The organism is Bifidobacterium apri, assembly GCF_009299485.1.
Classification (GTDB): domain Bacteria; phylum Actinomycetota; class Actinomycetes; order Actinomycetales; family Bifidobacteriaceae; genus Bifidobacterium; species Bifidobacterium apri.
This window is the reverse complement of sequence record NZ_WBSO01000021.1, coordinates 1-15,647: the sequence shown is the minus strand read 5'-3', so window position 1 is coordinate 15,647 and position 15,647 is coordinate 1. Positions and strand designations below refer to the sequence as shown.

Genomic DNA, 15,647 nt, shown 5'->3' with positions numbered 1-15,647 from the left:
AACCCACACCACCACAACGACACCACCACGAACCGAAACAACCCCCGCACACGCCCCCAGACCACGACAAGACACGACACACCCCCGCATCAGACGCACTTGACAAATTACATAGGGACACTCCCCACCATCCCAACCACCCGGTCTGTGAGTGAATCCTCACACAACCACATCTGCACCAATCAAATTCGGCTGCACGATGCCATCAACCACCCGGTTTGTGAGTCAATCCTCACACAACCACACACCGGCACCACCCAGCCCACGGCAGCCAGACGCACAAAACCCGTTGTGCGAGCGAATCCTCACACAACGGGTTCACAGCGATATCAGAATCGCGAAAACGGTACTGCGGGAAAGTGGCAGCCGCCACACCCTCAGCCGAGGAACACTCCAACCATCTGCAGCAGCATGGTTGCCGACCCAGCACCACCGACATCGACCGACCCTTCCGCCGGAATCTGCGACATCACCAGCGCGCTGATGGTCATGAGTATGCCAATGACCAGGAATACAATCATTCCGGCGTTGCCGAGCGCCGTCTTCACACCGGTGCCTTGTTCAAGCTGCTCAGGCGCATCGAAGAACACAAAACGCTTGCGGTTGCGCACGAGAATGACAATACCCGCGACGAACAACGACAGCATGATCAGGGCATAGACGCCGACGATAATCACTCCGCTCAACTGACGCTGCACCTCACGCATCGTAGCGTCGGCCGACTGTTCCATCGCGCGCGACAAGGCTTTGTCATCAATCTGCGAAGTCACCCAAATCGAAATGGTCCCGCCGTTGAGATTGACCAGCGCATGCATCAGCATCGAATACCACAGTTTCGATGTGCGCACATACATGTATCCGAGAATCAAGCCAAGCCCGAAAGCGTAGAAGAACTGCCGCACATTGCCATGGAACAGTCCGAAACACAGCGCGGACACAATAATCGCTGTTTTCTCGCCGTATTTGCGGGTCCTGTCGATGATTTCCTTGCGGAAAATCCATTCCTCGAAAATCGGAGCGCACACGCAGGTCAGCAGGAACAGAGAGACATAGTCCGTGTTCATCAAAGCCGAGTCGAGCGTATCTTCGGCTGAGAACGGTGCGGCGACAAGATTGCCGATGATCGAGCCGATGAACATGATCGGCACCGTCGCCACGAACAGTTTGATGAACGTGCCGGGTGACATGTCGAATCGTTTGGTCGCCAACCTCGGTACATTGCGGAACACGAGCAGCGACAGGGGCATGGCGATTGCATACAACGGCAGGTTGCTCAGCAGCAGGAGCACGCCGTTCGGGATGCTCTCGCTGTTTTTTGACAGCGAGACGCCGACCATCACCAAGAACGTACCGACCATCCATACACCGATGATGAGCGTCAGCGCCCAGCCGACGATGGAGTAGTCATGCTTCGCTGCTTGGGTACGGCGTTTGTTCTGCCACCAGGCCTGCCACTGTTGGGGAAGCATCTGCACGAACTGGGCAGGAGGGAAGACCTGTGGGAAATACGGCGGATATGCTGGGGGCGCAGGATACGCGGGCTGCACGGGATATGCGGAATACGCGGTATATGCGGAATCGGCAGGCTGAGACGGCATCTGTGAATGGGTCTGCGGGGGCATTTGCGACTGTGGCATCTGTGCCTGGGGTTGCTGCTGCGCCTGGGATGGCGACGGATGCAATGGAGTCTGAGCCTCGGATTGAGCTTCAGACGAGGGCTGTGATGGGGACTCAGATTGGGGCAGACTTTCGGCAGCATACTCCGGATCTGCCGCCACCGGTTGTGCGGCATCTTCTGGGCGATACTGGGACTGAGCCTGCTGTGGCATTGCAGACTGGGGTTGCTGCGGATGCGGTGTCTGTTGCGGCTGGTGAGGCTGCTGCAACGGCGCTTGCTGCTGAGGCTGGCACCCCCACTCGGCCTGCTGTGTCTGCGGCGCAGGCTGCTGAACCGGCACGGCAGGCTGCGGGGATTGCCCAGGATATCCATATGGCGCACCAGCGTAGGCTTGCGGGGGCACAGCAACAGGGGACGGGAACGGAACCTGCTGCATCGGATACGGCATCTGCTGCGGCGCGACAGGATATTGTTGTGGCGCCGCCCAATATTGCGGTCCGTAGGGTTGAGCCATCGGAACCTGAACCGGCGCGTATTGCGGGATGGGCGGATATCCCATCACCGGAGGATATGCCATGCTCTGCGGTCCGGGCGCAGCTTGCGGCACCGACGACGACCGCGTTGGCGCCACGTACTGCGGTGATGCAGCGAAATTCGCCGCGCCCCGATACGGAGCCTGCGGATACGGCTGTCCCGTCCGCGCAGGCGACGCCGGCGCATCAGGAGTCATGTGCTCCACATACGGATTCTGATGCAGCTCCTGCCGGCGATCTCGCTGTTGCCGCGTCACCTGTTCATGCTGCGTATCTTGCGTCTGCGCGTGAGTCTGCCGCGACGGTTCTGCCCCATCAGCCACCGGTTCATGGAACGCTTGAGATACCGCGGATTGCGGATTCACTTCGGATTCCTGAGACGTCGAAAAGTCTGCAACGGCACTGGATTGCCCAGATTGCCCAGATTCCGCCGGCACCGCGCCCGCACGTGGAGCAGGCTCACTGGGGACGGCTTGTGCAGACGGACTATCGGCCGTGGGGACGGATCCGCTCACGGGGGCCTGTACGGAATCCAACGGCTGGCTGACTTCCGCCGCTTGCGATAGCTGCTGCGACTGTTGCCGCGACCGCGACTGCGGCATCTGCCGAGATTCCGCTGTCTCGTCGCCGTCCTGCTGACTGTAATCCACCTGACTGTTGTCATTCATCCACGTCATGGGCATCCCTTGCATTTATCCGACTACTGTCCAGATGCTCAGCCCTCGCCGCAAAGCACCAGTGAGGTTCATCATAGCAAGGGATACCTCAGGCGTGAAGCACGCCGAACGGCTGTGAATCCGCCGGCCATTCCTTCAGCATGATTGCTTCAGCACAATTTCTTCAACACGATTTCTGCAGCATGATTTCAGTGCTGCAACACCCCGTCGATCAGCTGGGAAATCAGCTCGCCATAAGGCAGGCCGGTCGCCGCCCAAGCCTTGGGGTACATGGAAATCGGCGTGAATCCCGGCATGGTGTTGATTTCGTTGACCATCACCGAACCATCCTTGGTCACAAACGTGTCCACGCGGCTCAAGCCGGCGCCATCAACCGCCTTGAACGCCTTGATCGCCGTGCTGCGCACCAACTCGAGCGTCTCCTGCGGAAGCTTCGCCGGCACCTCAACGTGAGACGCCTGCGCATCCATGTACTTGCTGTCGAAATCGTAGAACTGATCCTCGCCATCATCCCTGCGATCAAGCACAATCTCACCCGGCCAGCTGGCACGCGGCTGTCCGCCGGGTGTGGGCGAGAACACCGCGCATTCGATTTCGCGCGCGTCAATACCCTGCTCGATCAGCACTTTCCAGTCGTGGTGAGAAGCTTCGAACACGGCGGCAGCCAATTCGGCGGCATCACCCTCATGCTCGACCTTCGTCACGCCGAAACTTGAGCCGGCGCGCGACGGCTTGACGAACAACGGATAGGCAAGTCCTGCATCCCGCACTTGGCTGATCAGCGTCTCGCCTTGAGCCGCGAACCCGTCAGCAGCATCGAAATCGCGAGTGTCCAGCGTAATACCAGGCGCCGTGGCGATACCGGCGGCGTTGAGCAGCACCTTCGTGAAATGCTTATCCATGCAAGCAGCGGAAGCGAACACACCGCACCCCACGTACGGCACACCCATCATCTCAAGCAGGCCCTGGACCGTGCCATCTTCACCATACGGGCCATGCAACACCGGAAACACCGCGTCGATAGTGCCAAGAGAAGTCAGCGTCCCATCCTGTTCACGAGCGAAGAAACCATCCGCCCCACGCGCCGGGTCAAGGACCACGTCACGCGTGTCGGCGCTCGCCTGCACGACCGGAAGTTGCCCGCCATCCAGCGAGAACGTGCGCGGATCGGTACCACCGACCAGCCACTTGCCATCTTTGGTGATACCCACCGGAACCGGCTCGAAACGCTCGGTATCAAGCGCATTGAGCATACCGGCGGTCGAAATGCAGGAAATCGAATGCTCGTCGGCTTTGCCGCCGTACAGCACGATAATGCGTTGTTTCGTCATAATCATCCTTTACTGTGTTCGGGCATTGTCCGTTGCCGTAACGCTGCTGTAGCGTTGCCATACGAACAGCAGACAGCCCAGATTTCACCTTGACTTCGAATAAGCCTCATAGACTGCGGATTGCTCCGCGTTCTCCTGCCGCAACCATAGCGCGAACCATGGTTCATGGCTCGACTATCGCGGGCAAGCATAACCGTCGGGAATCTTTGCGGGAATCTTACGGTGTCACTCCTCGGTGATGTCGCCACCAAACAGTTCGCCCAGCATGTCGGCGCAGGAAATGCCCCGCGTCAAGACATTACTCATCGCGCTGGCAAGCGGGGTCGGTACGCCGAGCTGACGGCCGAGCGCCACCACCGCATCCGTGGTCGGTACGCCTTCAGCGACGCCGTTGCTGGCTTTCGTGGCTTCCTCGACGCTCAGCCCCTTGCCCAGGTTCGCGCCGAACGTGTAATTACGGCTCAGCGGGGACCCGCACGTGGCAACCAAATCGCCGACACCGGCTAGTCCCGCGAAGGTCTTCGGATCCGCACCCGCAGCCTTGCCCAACGCCGTGAGTTCCGCCAGACCGCGCGTCTCAATCATCGCGGCGGTATTCTCCCCGTAGCCGGCTCCCCTCGCCATGCCGACAGCGAGCGCGACCACGTTCTTGAGCGAACCGCACATTTCCAGACCGATGACATCTGTGGTGACAAAAGGCTTGAAGTACTTGGTTTCGCACGCCTGCGCGACAGTGCGCGCGTTGGCGATATCAGCGCAGCCGACAACCGTGGCCGCAGGCTGGCGGTCGGCGACCTGCTTGCTCAGGTTCGGTCCGGAAATCGCGACGAAGCGCTCCGCGGGAAGGTTCAGGGATTCGCGCACCACTTCGTCCATGCGTTTGCCTGTGGTGCGTTCAATGCCTTTCATCAGGGAGACGACGAGCGCTGTGGACGGAATCAGATCCTTGAATTCGGCGAGTGCGATGCGGGCGAACTGTGCCGCAATCGCAACAACGATGATATCCGCATTCGCCACCGCTTGCGCGCGATCGCCGGTGGCGTCCATATTCGCCGGGAGTTGTTCGACGCTGGGTAGACGATACGAGTTGCGGTGATGCTCATGGATGTCCGTGACGATTTCCGGCTCGATCGCCCACATGGTCACGGTGTTGCCCGCATCGGCGAGGACTTGGCCGAACGCGGTTCCCCATGCTCCTGCACCCAGAACGGTGATGTTCTTCATGTCAATCTCCTTGCAGGCGTTGTGTGGCGCCTGATTCGTGGTCGTGGCGGTTATCGTTGCCGCCGGGATCCACCTGCTGCGGGCGGACTCCGTATTGCTGGGCTTCATGGTACTCGCCCCCGCCTATGCACGCGCGAAGACGAGGTGAGGGTACTGCAAACTCTTGCGAGGACACCGGTCTTAAGCGGTTGGGTTCGGTGCGGCGCCTGACGTGGTCGCGATGAACGGTGTCTCGCCGTCTTCACGATGGAAGGATATCTGTGGACGCGGTATGCGGCTCATCGTGCGGTAATCCCAGTACCCTTCAGCCGGCGGCTCTTCGCCGCGGATTTCAGCCATGACGGTCTCCATCCGGGCGCGTACACGGTCGGCGAGCGCTTGGGCGAGCTCGACGGGCGGTTCGTCGCCCCATGAATCCTGGGTGGCGAGCAGATCAGCGTAATCAAGCCGGTCGTCATAGCACATGACGACGTTCTTGCGCGGCCACGGCCACCATTGGTTGATGCTTGCCGCACCCCATGTGACCGAGCAGTACAGCGGGATTTGGTAGCCGAGCCGGCGTGAGGCTTCGAGCGCGATGTATCCGACGCCGGATTTCATGCTCATCGGCCATTTCTGCGGGTCGCGGGTGAGGGTGCCTTCCGGCCAGATGGTCAGCGGACGCCCAGATGTGAGGATGTTGATGGATTCCGCTTCGATGGCTTTCGCTTTGCCGGAACGTCTTGGGACCGGCTGCATGCCGACGATCTGGAACCATTTGCCGATGACCGGCCAGTGTGCCATTTCCGCTTTGGCCATGAATCGCGGACGGCGGCCAAGGTGGAACAGGCTCATCATCGGGACGAATACGTCGTACATGGTCACATGCGTGGCGGCGGTGATGAACGGTCCGGTTTCCGGGACATGCTCCAAGCCCCACGCGTACACTTTACTGCGCTGGCTGAGCACCACGGACACGCCTTTGAGCAGGCGGGCGGTGGCTTTCGGGTTTTGCGCGTTGATTTCCGCCTCGTTCGGGGTGCGTGGGCCAGTCGGGTATTCCTTGGTCGGATTGACCAGATGATGACGCTGCGCGAGTTTCGCGACCTGTTCGTCGCTCAGCGGTTTGACCGCGCTGCGCGGCGATGGTTTGCCTTTCGAAGTCATACCACCATTGTGCCGCAACCGCCGGCCAAGGCGATGGGCGGGACGGTGGAATCTGCACGCACACAGAGATCTGCACGCGCGGATTCCAAGCGTGGGATTGTCTCGCTCTGACCGTGGCGGGCGGTACGGTGACGGTATGAGCGATATGAGCGATCCCCATGCATCAGCGTCCTGTCAGCCTACGACCAGCGAGCCGCACGCCCCCGCCGGCAGCAAGCTTGTGTTCATTGATATTGACGGCACGCTCGCCGACGACCATCATCATGTTCCACAATCCGCCATCGACGCGTGCCGGCAGGCTCAGCAGCACGGGCATCTGCTGTTCATCTGCACCGGCAGGTCCCTCATGAAAATCGAGCAAAGCATCCTCGATCTCGGGTTCGACGGCGTGGTATCGGTAGCCGGCGCCCGCGCGGATATCAACGGCCGCACCCTGTTCGAGCATCTGATCAGCCCTGAGGCCATTGATGCGGCGACCGAATACTTCCTCGCGCATGACATTCGCAACTACCAGTGGCAGGGGCCGGACGGCATGTACGTGTCCCGCGGGTACATGCAGTATCTGCAGGCCAAAGGCTCCGCGTGGAAGGATCCGCAGTTCGCGTCCCGCTGGCATGTCATTGAGGATCTCGATACGCGCGGCCGCAGCCTCGGGGCTTCGATCAGGGCGAGCAAAGGCTCGTATTTCGCCGATCGCGGTAATCCGACATCGTTCGAGGACACGTGCAAGGCGCTCAGCCCGTGGTTCACTGCCGTGCCAGGCACCTACGGCAAAATCTCCGACAATCATGGCGAACTGCTGATTCCCGGCGTCGACAAGGGTACCGCTGTGGCTCAGGTCGCGCGCACGCTCGGCTACAGCATCAACGACACCATCGCCCTCGGCGACGGCGGCAACGATATGGCGATGATTCTCGCGGCAGGCACCAGCGTCGCGATGGGCAACGGCATCGAGGACATCAAACGGGCGGCAGACATCATCACCGACAGCGTGGAGGACGACGGCTTCGCGCACGCGTTCAGCCGGCTCGGCTTGATCTGACGGCGCCCGCCCTGCCGAGGGCGCTCTGCCCAGGGCGCTTTTGCGGGAGAACTCGACGAATCCTGCGTTTCGCGGCTGAACTCCCGCGCGGGACGTGGGAGTTCAGCGCAATCCGGCGTTCTGACCCATAATCTCCCAACAGAAACGTTGGAATTCCGCGATTCATGAAAAAACACCGCTGGAACGGTTGCCGGGAGAAAACCGCCGGATCCGCTCATTCGCGGTAAACTCCCGCAAAACCCAGGAGTTTACCGGTCAGTAGCCGACGCTCAATCCGACTCTGGCGAGATTTCCCGACTCTCACGCGATTTCCCACCTCTCACGAGATTTCCCACGACGGCACGGGAGTTTCACCTTGCGATGGACTCCGCGGCGTAAAGTCCCATGTTTCAGTACCGGAATCCACCGCATGCAAGCCTATGCCGACGCGAATCAGACCCGAATTGGTGAATCGTCTGACGGCACGCCCGACGCACGCCGCCAATTGACCGGCGTGCCGGCCACATGCGCGACCAGACCATCAGCAACCGGCGTATCCACACTGTCCAACGACACCTCCATCGGGTCATCGGCGATATACAGCAGCAACGTCACCTGCTCGAACCCTCGGGCAAGCATCCATACGGACGCATTGCGACCGACAGACTGCACGCGATGGCGCTTCGTGAACAGCGTGCGGACAGTCAGCAGCGAAGCCGTCTGCACCACCAGACGCCGATCCGGCAGCATCACCCCATCCTCAAAGCCTTGGACGCGAATCTTGAGCACGTCAAACGCCAGCCACACCCCAGTCACCCCGACAGCCGCCACCATCAGCATCATGCCAGGCAACCCCCAGCCCAACACGCGGGCGTTCACCGCCACCACCACGGCGAGCGCCACCACGCCGACCCGCAGCGGCCAACGCAACATAAACCACCGGTGCGCGCGAGCCGTATACGTGAGCGCCGGCACATCCCACCGCCACTGCGGCATCATCACGCGCAACGCGGCAAGCGCCTGCTGCTCACCAATCACCGGAATCACGCGGGAAATCGTCTCCTCATCCTGCTGCGAAGCGTTCGCCAGATCAGAGCTCAGACCGACAGATACGCTCGCCAAACCGCACAATCGCCTGAGCAGCGAGCGTTCGATACTCACTGATTGGATGCGCGTCACCGGTATCGTCACCGTGCTTTTCGTGACCAGCCCTTTGCGGATCACCAGATCGCTGCCGGTGCGCCAGACTTCAAAACCGTAGAATCGCAGCATCGTGCGGATGACACTCACCAAGGCCAACAGCAGCCATAAAGCGAGCAGCATGGCGAGAACGAACACGACGCCATGACTGACATAGGAGATGGCGGCGGATTGCGCGCGCGTTTTCCACGAGTCAGGCACGATGTCTTCAAGCTGGCTGTACAAGCCGTACACCACGGCGATGGCGGCGAGGATGCCCAGGTCGGTGAGCGCGTAGACAAGCAGATCCCGAGGCTGGGCACGGTACACCAAAGTCGGTTGCGACGCGTTCTCGATTGCGGACGGTTGGTGAAGCTCGGGCACCGATTCTGGCGCAGACGCGGACACCGGCGCAGATTCAGGCGTGGTTTCGGATGTGGAAGCGGATACCGGTCGGGCAATGGTGCCAGTGGTTCCACGGTCCGCAGAATCTGCGGCATCGGCATGATCCGCGTACCGCTTGCGGCGCTCTTCCAGTTGCGCGACCAGTTGCTGCGGCACGGCCCGGAGCACGATGGCATCCTTGGCGTCGCTCGCATCGCTGACGGTGATATCGGTCAGGCCGAGCGGGCGCAAGAGTATGTTCTGTTCGCCGTTGACCGCGTGAATGCGCGCATATGACAGTTCACGGTTCGACCGGTTGAGCAGGCCGGAACGCAGTTGCAGCGCGTCCATGGTGAACCGGTAGCGGGTGGTGAAGTATCGCGTGACACGGAATACCGCATCGCCGACCACCAGCACCACGGCGAGGGTGAGCCATAACAGTTTGCTGCCGTGCAGGGATAGGCCGATGAAGGCGATGACCTGCAAGAGATTGTCTCGAACAATGTGGTGGGCATCGAGGACGAGCACGATTGCACCTTGACGATGCCATTGCCCTTGATGCTCGGAGGCAGCATGCGCACCTTGCGGAGCGGATGGGTCAGCCGAGGCAGATGGACCGGTTGAAGCAGATGGACCGACTAAAGTTGATGGGCCGCTCTGACCGGGTTGCACAGCGATTTCGGGCTCTGAGCTCACAGATCCTCCTTGGCCAGGCGCACCAGTTCGGCCAGCTGATCGAGCGTCTTGCGGGCGAGCTCAGGTTCAAGCCCGGCGATCACATGGCTGTCGACGGCGGTGCTCACCGTGACACTCACCAAGCCAAAATGGCGCAATATCGGGCCTTGTTTGGTTTCCACATGCTGCACGCGCGTGTAGGGAACCACAGTGAGGGTGCGGAACACGAATCCGGTCTGCACGCTGAACACGGTACGGTCGATCCGATACGAGGTGAACCGGTACCGGTATTTCGCGATGATGACGCATGTCACGATGAGCAGCGTCCACAGCAGGAGCGCCGCGATGATAATTACCCAGACTGCCGGGGCGGGCAGACCGGCGAGGATGCCTGCAATCACGACAGCCACGATGATAAGCACGCCGACAGTGCAACCGATGACGGACCGCGTGATCCACACGTTCACAATAGCTTGCGGCAACGGCTGCGACTGCGACTGCGGCAACGTACTGGATGCTGAGGGATGTGGAACCGCAAGCGGGGTCCGCTGCCCGTACTGATCCGCCTGAACTGTACCGGTTTGCGGATGCACGGTATCAGTTGGCGGCTGCGTCACCTCGGTCTGCGGTCGTGCCATGCCGGTCGGAGCGGATGCCTCGCGGGTAGGCGTGTGCGCTGTATTGGTCGGCGGCAATATCGCATCGATGTTCGGCTGGTCTGCAGCGGCTCGCTGCTGCGAGTTTTGGCGATTGCCGGCTGGTATCGGCGTGGACTCGGTCATTGCTGCCTTTCGTTCGTCATGCCGAGCGTCTGTTCGTTGACGCACAGCGGCGTGGGTCGTAGCCGCCCTGGTTACCGCGCGTACCCTCATGCTGGGTGTGCCCCGGACGTTCACTCATCGAATACCGATTCTTAACGCCTGCCTCCACACTCTGTCAATCCCAATCCCGATGCGCGGACAAGCGGAAAAGCCCCGGCTCTTGCGACAAGCCGTCCCCAGTCTCTTTTGCCATCAGTGCTCTTGGTGGACGAATGTGAATGTATTGCTGTCATTGACGATGAGCGGGCCGGTCAATGTCGCCGGCAATGAACCGACAATCCCGCCGTACATCCAGCTTTTCACGTCATCGCTCAATGCGCTGGTCGCGTATCCGGTCGGGTACACGGTGAATGTGCCGCATGGCGTCAACCCGTAGATGCCGTCGGCGGTTTCCACACGGACACCGTCCTTGATGGTCACGTCGCCGATGGTGCCGTCTTGGTGGAATGCCTTCTGGTCGCAGGTCATACTGAATGAGCCGTCATCGTTGCGTTTGGTATACGTGAATTTACCGGTGCCGGACGCGACGAGTCGCGAACCATTTGGATATCCGTCGCCGGTAACTCCCATGTCCGTGTCATGGTAATCGGCGGAGAAAGAGCCATCGGCATTCACCGTCATAATCGTGGCCCATGCCCCTGCGCCAACCGAGAAAACATATGTCCCCCTCACTTGTCGCCAGAACCCTTGCTCTTGGGCGGCCGCTTCGGAGACTTTGCCGTTGGCGTCGCAGTCAGGCAGGCTCTGCCAGTCAGGCTGGGCGGATTCGACGAGATAGTAGGCGTTGGCGTCGGTCGGTGCCGGCTTGAACTTCACAGACGCGGAGAATTCACCGACTCCGGGGACGAAGGGATCCTGCACGAGCGTCTGCCCGGATGGCACCGGAGCCTTGTTGTACGGCACACTTGTGGTGTCGTATTGCGAGGCGTCACGGGCCAGGATGAACGGGCGCGAGGTGTCCGGCTTCGAAGATTTCTCGGCGGCGGCAAGCGCGCTGTCGTCGAAATATCCGCTCTTCTCGATGGCATCCAGATTCGCCTCGGCCGCGAAGAACACATAGAAGTCATGCATGTCGAAGGTCGCACCGGACATGTCTTGTGAGCCTTGCACGACTTGTTTGCCGGCGTTGCAGCCTTCGTCGTATGGGGAGAACGCGGCAGTGCCGCAACTGGGCGTGCCGCCGCTCTCACCGAAATCGAAGGCGCCCCACTGCTTAGCGATCAGACGCTTCGCCATTCCGCCTTCCCCTGCCGGCAGTTGCGAGCCTCCGTAGGAGCAGGTGCCGATGTCACCGGCGTTGCCGTCCGCGAAGGGGAAGCACATGGTGAGCAGGTGGTCGGAGTGTCCTTCACTGCTCGAACCGGTGTCTGTTGCCGTGACGCGATACACCGTGCCGTTGTCATCCTGCGCAAGTGTGATGCAATCGTTTGCAGCGTTCTTGACGGTCCGCTTGCAGTATGTACCGGTCACTGCATCATTGAGATACGAAGCGGAGAAATAGGGCAGATTGCTTTGCCCTACGGTCGCCTCCTGCATTTTGTCAGCGCTGACACCGTAGTACAGCGTCGCGCTTTCGCCAGAGGACAGCACAGTGCCGGGAGCCGGGTTCGAAGAGACCAGCTTGCCGACGTTGCTCTTGGAAGAGAAATGCGGTTTGACGGTAACACTCACCCCAGCCTTGGTGAGGGCATCTTTGACCGTGTTGATATCCGTGCCGATGGCGTCATAGGGGATGGCCAGAGTCTTGTCGTCCGTCTTCGCGGCGATACCGACATAGATGCCGGTTGTCGTGTCAGTGACCGCTTGACCGGCCAGCGGATAGGTCGCGACAACCGTGCCGCTGGCGAGCTTCGAGGAGGAGCTCACCGCGACCTGCTTGGTGTGGACCGGCACGCCCATGGTCTTGAGCGTGGTGATGGCCGTACTGGCTTTCGCATGTTCGACATTGCTTGGGACGCCGGGTCCCGCGGATTCGCGCACTACCACGTTGGAGCCAGACCGTACACGCTGCCCGGCCTTGGCATTGCCGTACCCGAGGAACGTACCTTCCTTCGCGCCGGAGAATTCCTTACGTTTGGTCGCAGTGATGCCTTTGGCTTTCAATTGCACGACCACGGAATCCGCGGTGACAGTAGCTTTCGCCGTTCCTGATGCTTTGCCGGCTTTCGGATTGGCGGCAGCGATGTCAGGCAAAGTTTTGCCGCCCCAAAGTTCAGCATGGTAGGTCAGTCCCGCTGACACGCCTGCTGCGATGACGAGCACCGCTGCGACAATCGCCGCGATAATGGCTTTGGATCGGTGTGCAGCAGCAGCCACAGTTGTGTTCGGCGCTATTGCGTTCGGCACGAAAGCGCTGGACGATGGCATCTGTGGCGCTGTTTTCGCGGAATGAGCCATCGCGTCGGGCACGCGTGATGCGCCAGCAACGACAGTATCTTGCGCCGATGCTACCGGAGGCACCGTAGGCGACGCTGACAAGGCGGAATCAGCGGGAGACGGTGATGGTGATGATGCGGGACGCACAGGGAGTGCCGGCATCGGAACCGGGGAATCGCCGGGTGCCACCACTTGACCGGATTGGGCTCGTGCCGCAGTTTGCGCTGTGGTTTGCGCTGTACCCGATTGGCTCAGGGGGTTGCCGCATGACGCGCAGAACTTGGCATCATCGGCGTTCTTCCGTCCGCAGTGTCCGCAGAACATAGTGAGTCCCTTCGTTCTCCGCCCCCGAACTCTACCTACCGGCAACGCTCGTTTTCCGGGCTATACTTCTCCGCTGAGCGCCATCTTAACATTGCGACCCGCGGTTGAGCGCGAGTTTCCAAGCGTTTGTGCCATGCCGAAATGGAAACGTGGACAGATGCGGGGAATCGACTCGCATTCCTGCCAGCCGGGAGATTGATGCATCAGTCGGATGACGATGGTCTATCTGTTCTCTCGTTGTGGTGTTCCATGTGCCAGCCCGCCGTGGGACAGTGGCTTCGGCGGGCTGGCGGTTCGGTTGTGGTGTTATTTGTCGAGGTTTTTGATGTGGCCGGCCATGGCGGCGAGGGGTTTGGGGGTGAATTCCTCGTCTTCCTCGATGGTGGGCGCGATATAGCCCATGGTGTTGCGCCGCCTGGTTTTCTTGTCCTGGGAGCCGGCGTTCGCGGCGCCCATCATGCCGGGCGTGGCGTTGCGGCCTGACGCGCCCGCCTCCGCGGCGGCGGCGCGCGCGAGCTCGCCCTTGCGCAGGCCGGCCGCCATGCCGGTCGCCCCTTTGATGGACGAGGACACCACGCTCGCCTTGACCGGCGTGTTCGCGTAATACGAGCCTACGCCCGCGGCGCCGGATGCGGACAGGGATTCCACGCCCGCGCCCGGGACGGCGGACATGCCCGCCCCCACGCCGACGCCGCCCGCCGCGGCGCCCATGCGGCGTGTGGCGAACATGCCGGCCGCGCCCACGCCCATGCCCATGCCGGCGCCCGCCGTGAAGGCCGTGCGCCCGCCGGCATTCCACGCGCCGTCCATGCCGCCGTCCACGGCCATGTCCCCGGCATGCCGGCCGTCGGCGTATCGGGTGCCGTCAGCGTCATGGGAATCGGCGGTGTCATACGCGTCACGGTTGTAGCGGGTGTAGCGGGTGTCACGGGCGTCTGTCCCGCCGTCCTGTTGGCCGTGCCCGACGGTCTGCCGCCGGCCACCGGTGTTGGTGGTGGTATCAGTGCCGATGGTTGTGCCGTGGGTGGTGCCGCTTTTACCGGTACTGCCGGTGCCGGTGTTGGCGGAGGCGCCGTCGCCGGAGGTTCCGCCGGTGGCGGACACGCCGGGGCGCGGGGGCAGGGGCACGCCGCCCAAGGAGGGCGCGCGCAAGGCCGCACCCGTCACGCCCGGGGGAAGCGGGACCGCCGGCGCGTCCGCCCACGTGCCGCGCAACCCCGAAGACCCCGAACCGCCGGCGCCGGGATTCCCCTGCGGCCAAATCCCGTTGATATCAGGCGCAGAAGGAAGCTTGGGATCATATACGCTTTGATCCACTGTCTTGATGATCCGGTCGTATTCCTGTCGGGCGACCTCCTCGCGGTGGCCGGCGAGCATCCGGGAGACCAGGTTCGCGCCCGCCACACCAGCCACGCCGACCACCGTGCCCAGCCCGGGGACGACCAGGTCCAACGGCTCGGTCGCGTCCATGATCCTGTCCACGGATTCCTTGTCCAGCCGGTCGCCCGGCAGCCACACGTTGCGCGCCTCGTAGATCGCCTGGTTGTGCGAGTCGATCTGCCTGCGGAGGTCCTCGAACTTCGCATCGAGGTTCGCACCGCGCAAGTACCCGACGATCGCGTCCGAGCATTCCACGGCCTTCTCACGCGCCGAGCATTCGAACACGCCCGGCTCCATCAGCACGGCCCGCGACCGGTTCATCACCGCCACCTGGTCGTCCACCGCATCCTTGAACCGCGTGAACTCCTCCGGGAACTCCCACGGCTCCGTCCGCGCGATCTGCGAAAGCTTCTGCTCTGCATCATCATTCTCATGTGTCGGCATGTCCGCCTCCTTGTCCTTTCCTGTCTTGGTGTCCGTCATCGTGCTTGGCCGCCGTCACCGGCGCGGCAGCGGGGGCCGGCCCGCAGGCCGCGCCGGGCCGGACGCGCCGGGCGCCGGCGGCCGTGGCGGCGCGGGAACCCCCGGCGCGGGCGGGCGGGGGCCATACGCCTGCACAGGCGCGGGCCCCGGCTGCCGGGACATGGGAACAGGCGGGCCCGCAGGCGGCCGCACGCCCGGAACCGTGCCCGCAGGCACCGCGCCCGCAGGCACGGCACGCGCCTTGCGCCGGCGACGCGAGACCACCACCGCAAACACCACACCGCCAGCAACGGCCAACACCACGCCACCCGCCACGGGAACCACCCAGCCCGGCACGCCCGACCACCCGGAGGAGGACTTCGACGACGAGCCCGCCGGGACCCACCCGGCATCCTCGTCCGCCTTGTCCGCCGTCGCGGTGGCGGAGTATTGCATGCAATCCTTGCCTCCGTCCTTGCGGCACTCCTCCACCTTC

Annotated in this window: 9 protein-coding genes and 2 pseudogenes; 2 read left to right on the top strand and 9 right to left on the bottom strand. The window is 62.1% G+C overall.

Annotation, left to right across the window (positions count from 1 at the left end):
* Window positions 1-377: 377 nt before the first annotated feature.
* The 4 genes from DSM100238_RS08750 to DSM100238_RS08735 all read right to left on the bottom strand — a co-directional run bounded on the left by DSM100238_RS08750 (window position 378) and on the right by DSM100238_RS08735 (window position 6,529).
* Window positions 378-2,828, bottom strand: a complete 2,451-nt coding sequence (locus tag DSM100238_RS08750) for a CPBP family intramembrane glutamic endopeptidase (protein WP_152356277.1) — start codon at window positions 2,826-2,828, stop codon at window positions 378-380.
* A 188-nt stretch (window positions 2,829-3,016) separates the two neighbouring features.
* The gene (locus DSM100238_RS08745) at window positions 3,017-4,159 is read right to left on the bottom strand and encodes a D-alanine--D-alanine ligase family protein (RefSeq protein WP_152356276.1); all 1,143 of its coding nucleotides are present in this window, start codon (window positions 4,157-4,159) and stop codon (window positions 3,017-3,019) included.
* Between the two features lie 225 nt (window positions 4,160-4,384).
* The gene (locus DSM100238_RS08740) at window positions 4,385-5,383 is read right to left on the bottom strand and encodes an NAD(P)H-dependent glycerol-3-phosphate dehydrogenase (protein ID WP_152356275.1); all 999 of its coding nucleotides are present in this window, start codon (window positions 5,381-5,383) and stop codon (window positions 4,385-4,387) included.
* 180 nt (window positions 5,384-5,563) lie between these two features.
* The gene (locus DSM100238_RS08735; protein ID WP_152356274.1) at window positions 5,564-6,529 is read right to left on the bottom strand and encodes a lysophospholipid acyltransferase family protein; all 966 of its coding nucleotides are present in this window, start codon (window positions 6,527-6,529) and stop codon (window positions 5,564-5,566) included.
* 145 nt (window positions 6,530-6,674) lie between these two features.
* Here DSM100238_RS08735 and DSM100238_RS08730 point away from each other — a divergent pair, with 145 nt between their 5' ends.
* Complete coding sequence (locus DSM100238_RS08730) at window positions 6,675-7,571, top strand: HAD family hydrolase (RefSeq protein WP_240812429.1); 897 nt, start codon at window positions 6,675-6,677, stop codon at window positions 7,569-7,571.
* A 432-nt stretch (window positions 7,572-8,003) separates the two neighbouring features.
* On the opposite strand, the gene DSM100238_RS08725 is transcribed toward DSM100238_RS08730, so the two are convergent.
* The 5 genes and pseudogenes from DSM100238_RS08725 to DSM100238_RS08710 form a co-directional block, all read right to left on the bottom strand.
* Window positions 8,004-9,641: a PH domain-containing protein gene (locus DSM100238_RS08725; RefSeq protein WP_152356273.1), complete on the bottom strand. Its 1,638-nt coding sequence runs from the start codon at window positions 9,639-9,641 to the stop codon at window positions 8,004-8,006.
* A gap of 164 nt (window positions 9,642-9,805) precedes the next feature.
* On the bottom strand, window positions 9,806-10,570 hold the full coding sequence (locus DSM100238_RS08720; protein WP_167511133.1) for a PH domain-containing protein: 765 nt from the start codon (window positions 10,568-10,570) through the stop codon (window positions 9,806-9,808).
* A 231-nt stretch (window positions 10,571-10,801) separates the two neighbouring features.
* On the bottom strand, window positions 10,802-12,976 hold the full coding sequence (locus DSM100238_RS08715) for a PASTA domain-containing protein (RefSeq protein ID WP_167511132.1): 2,175 nt from the start codon (window positions 12,974-12,976) through the stop codon (window positions 10,802-10,804).
* 267 nt (window positions 12,977-13,243) lie between these two features.
* A pseudogene (locus DSM100238_RS09730) lies at window positions 13,244-13,309 on the bottom strand (zinc-ribbon domain-containing protein); the annotation flags it as partial.
* A gap of 306 nt (window positions 13,310-13,615) precedes the next feature.
* Window positions 13,616-15,133: a hypothetical protein gene (locus DSM100238_RS08710; protein WP_152356271.1), complete on the bottom strand. Its 1,518-nt coding sequence runs from the start codon at window positions 15,131-15,133 to the stop codon at window positions 13,616-13,618.
* A 199-nt stretch (window positions 15,134-15,332) separates the two neighbouring features.
* Here DSM100238_RS08710 and DSM100238_RS09385 point away from each other — a divergent pair.
* Window positions 15,333-15,647: pseudogene (locus DSM100238_RS09385) on the top strand (hypothetical protein); the annotation flags it as partial.

Bases quoted from the DNA above. Each gene is read 5' to 3' on its own strand.
- DSM100238_RS08750 (WP_152356277.1), bottom strand. From the start codon at position 2,828: ATGACGTGGATGAATGACAACAGTCAGGTGGATTACAGTCAGCAGGAC.
- DSM100238_RS08720 (WP_167511133.1), bottom strand. From the start codon at position 10,570: ATGACCGAGTCCACGCCGATACCAGCCGGCAATCGCCAAAACTCGCAG.
- DSM100238_RS08735 (WP_152356274.1), bottom strand. From the start codon at position 6,529: ATGACTTCGAAAGGCAAACCATCGCCGCGCAGCGCGGTCAAACCGCTG.
- DSM100238_RS08740 (WP_152356275.1), bottom strand. From the start codon at position 5,383: ATGAAGAACATCACCGTTCTGGGTGCAGGAGCATGGGGAACCGCGTTC.
- DSM100238_RS08730 (WP_240812429.1), top strand. From the start codon at position 6,675: ATGAGCGATCCCCATGCATCAGCGTCCTGTCAGCCTACGACCAGCGAG.
- DSM100238_RS08715 (WP_167511132.1), bottom strand. From the start codon at position 12,976: ATGCCATCGTCCAGCGCTTTCGTGCCGAACGCAATAGCGCCGAACACA.
- DSM100238_RS08745 (WP_152356276.1), bottom strand. From the start codon at position 4,159: ATGACGAAACAACGCATTATCGTGCTGTACGGCGGCAAAGCCGACGAG.
- DSM100238_RS08710 (WP_152356271.1), bottom strand. From the start codon at position 15,133: ATGCCGACACATGAGAATGATGATGCAGAGCAGAAGCTTTCGCAGATC.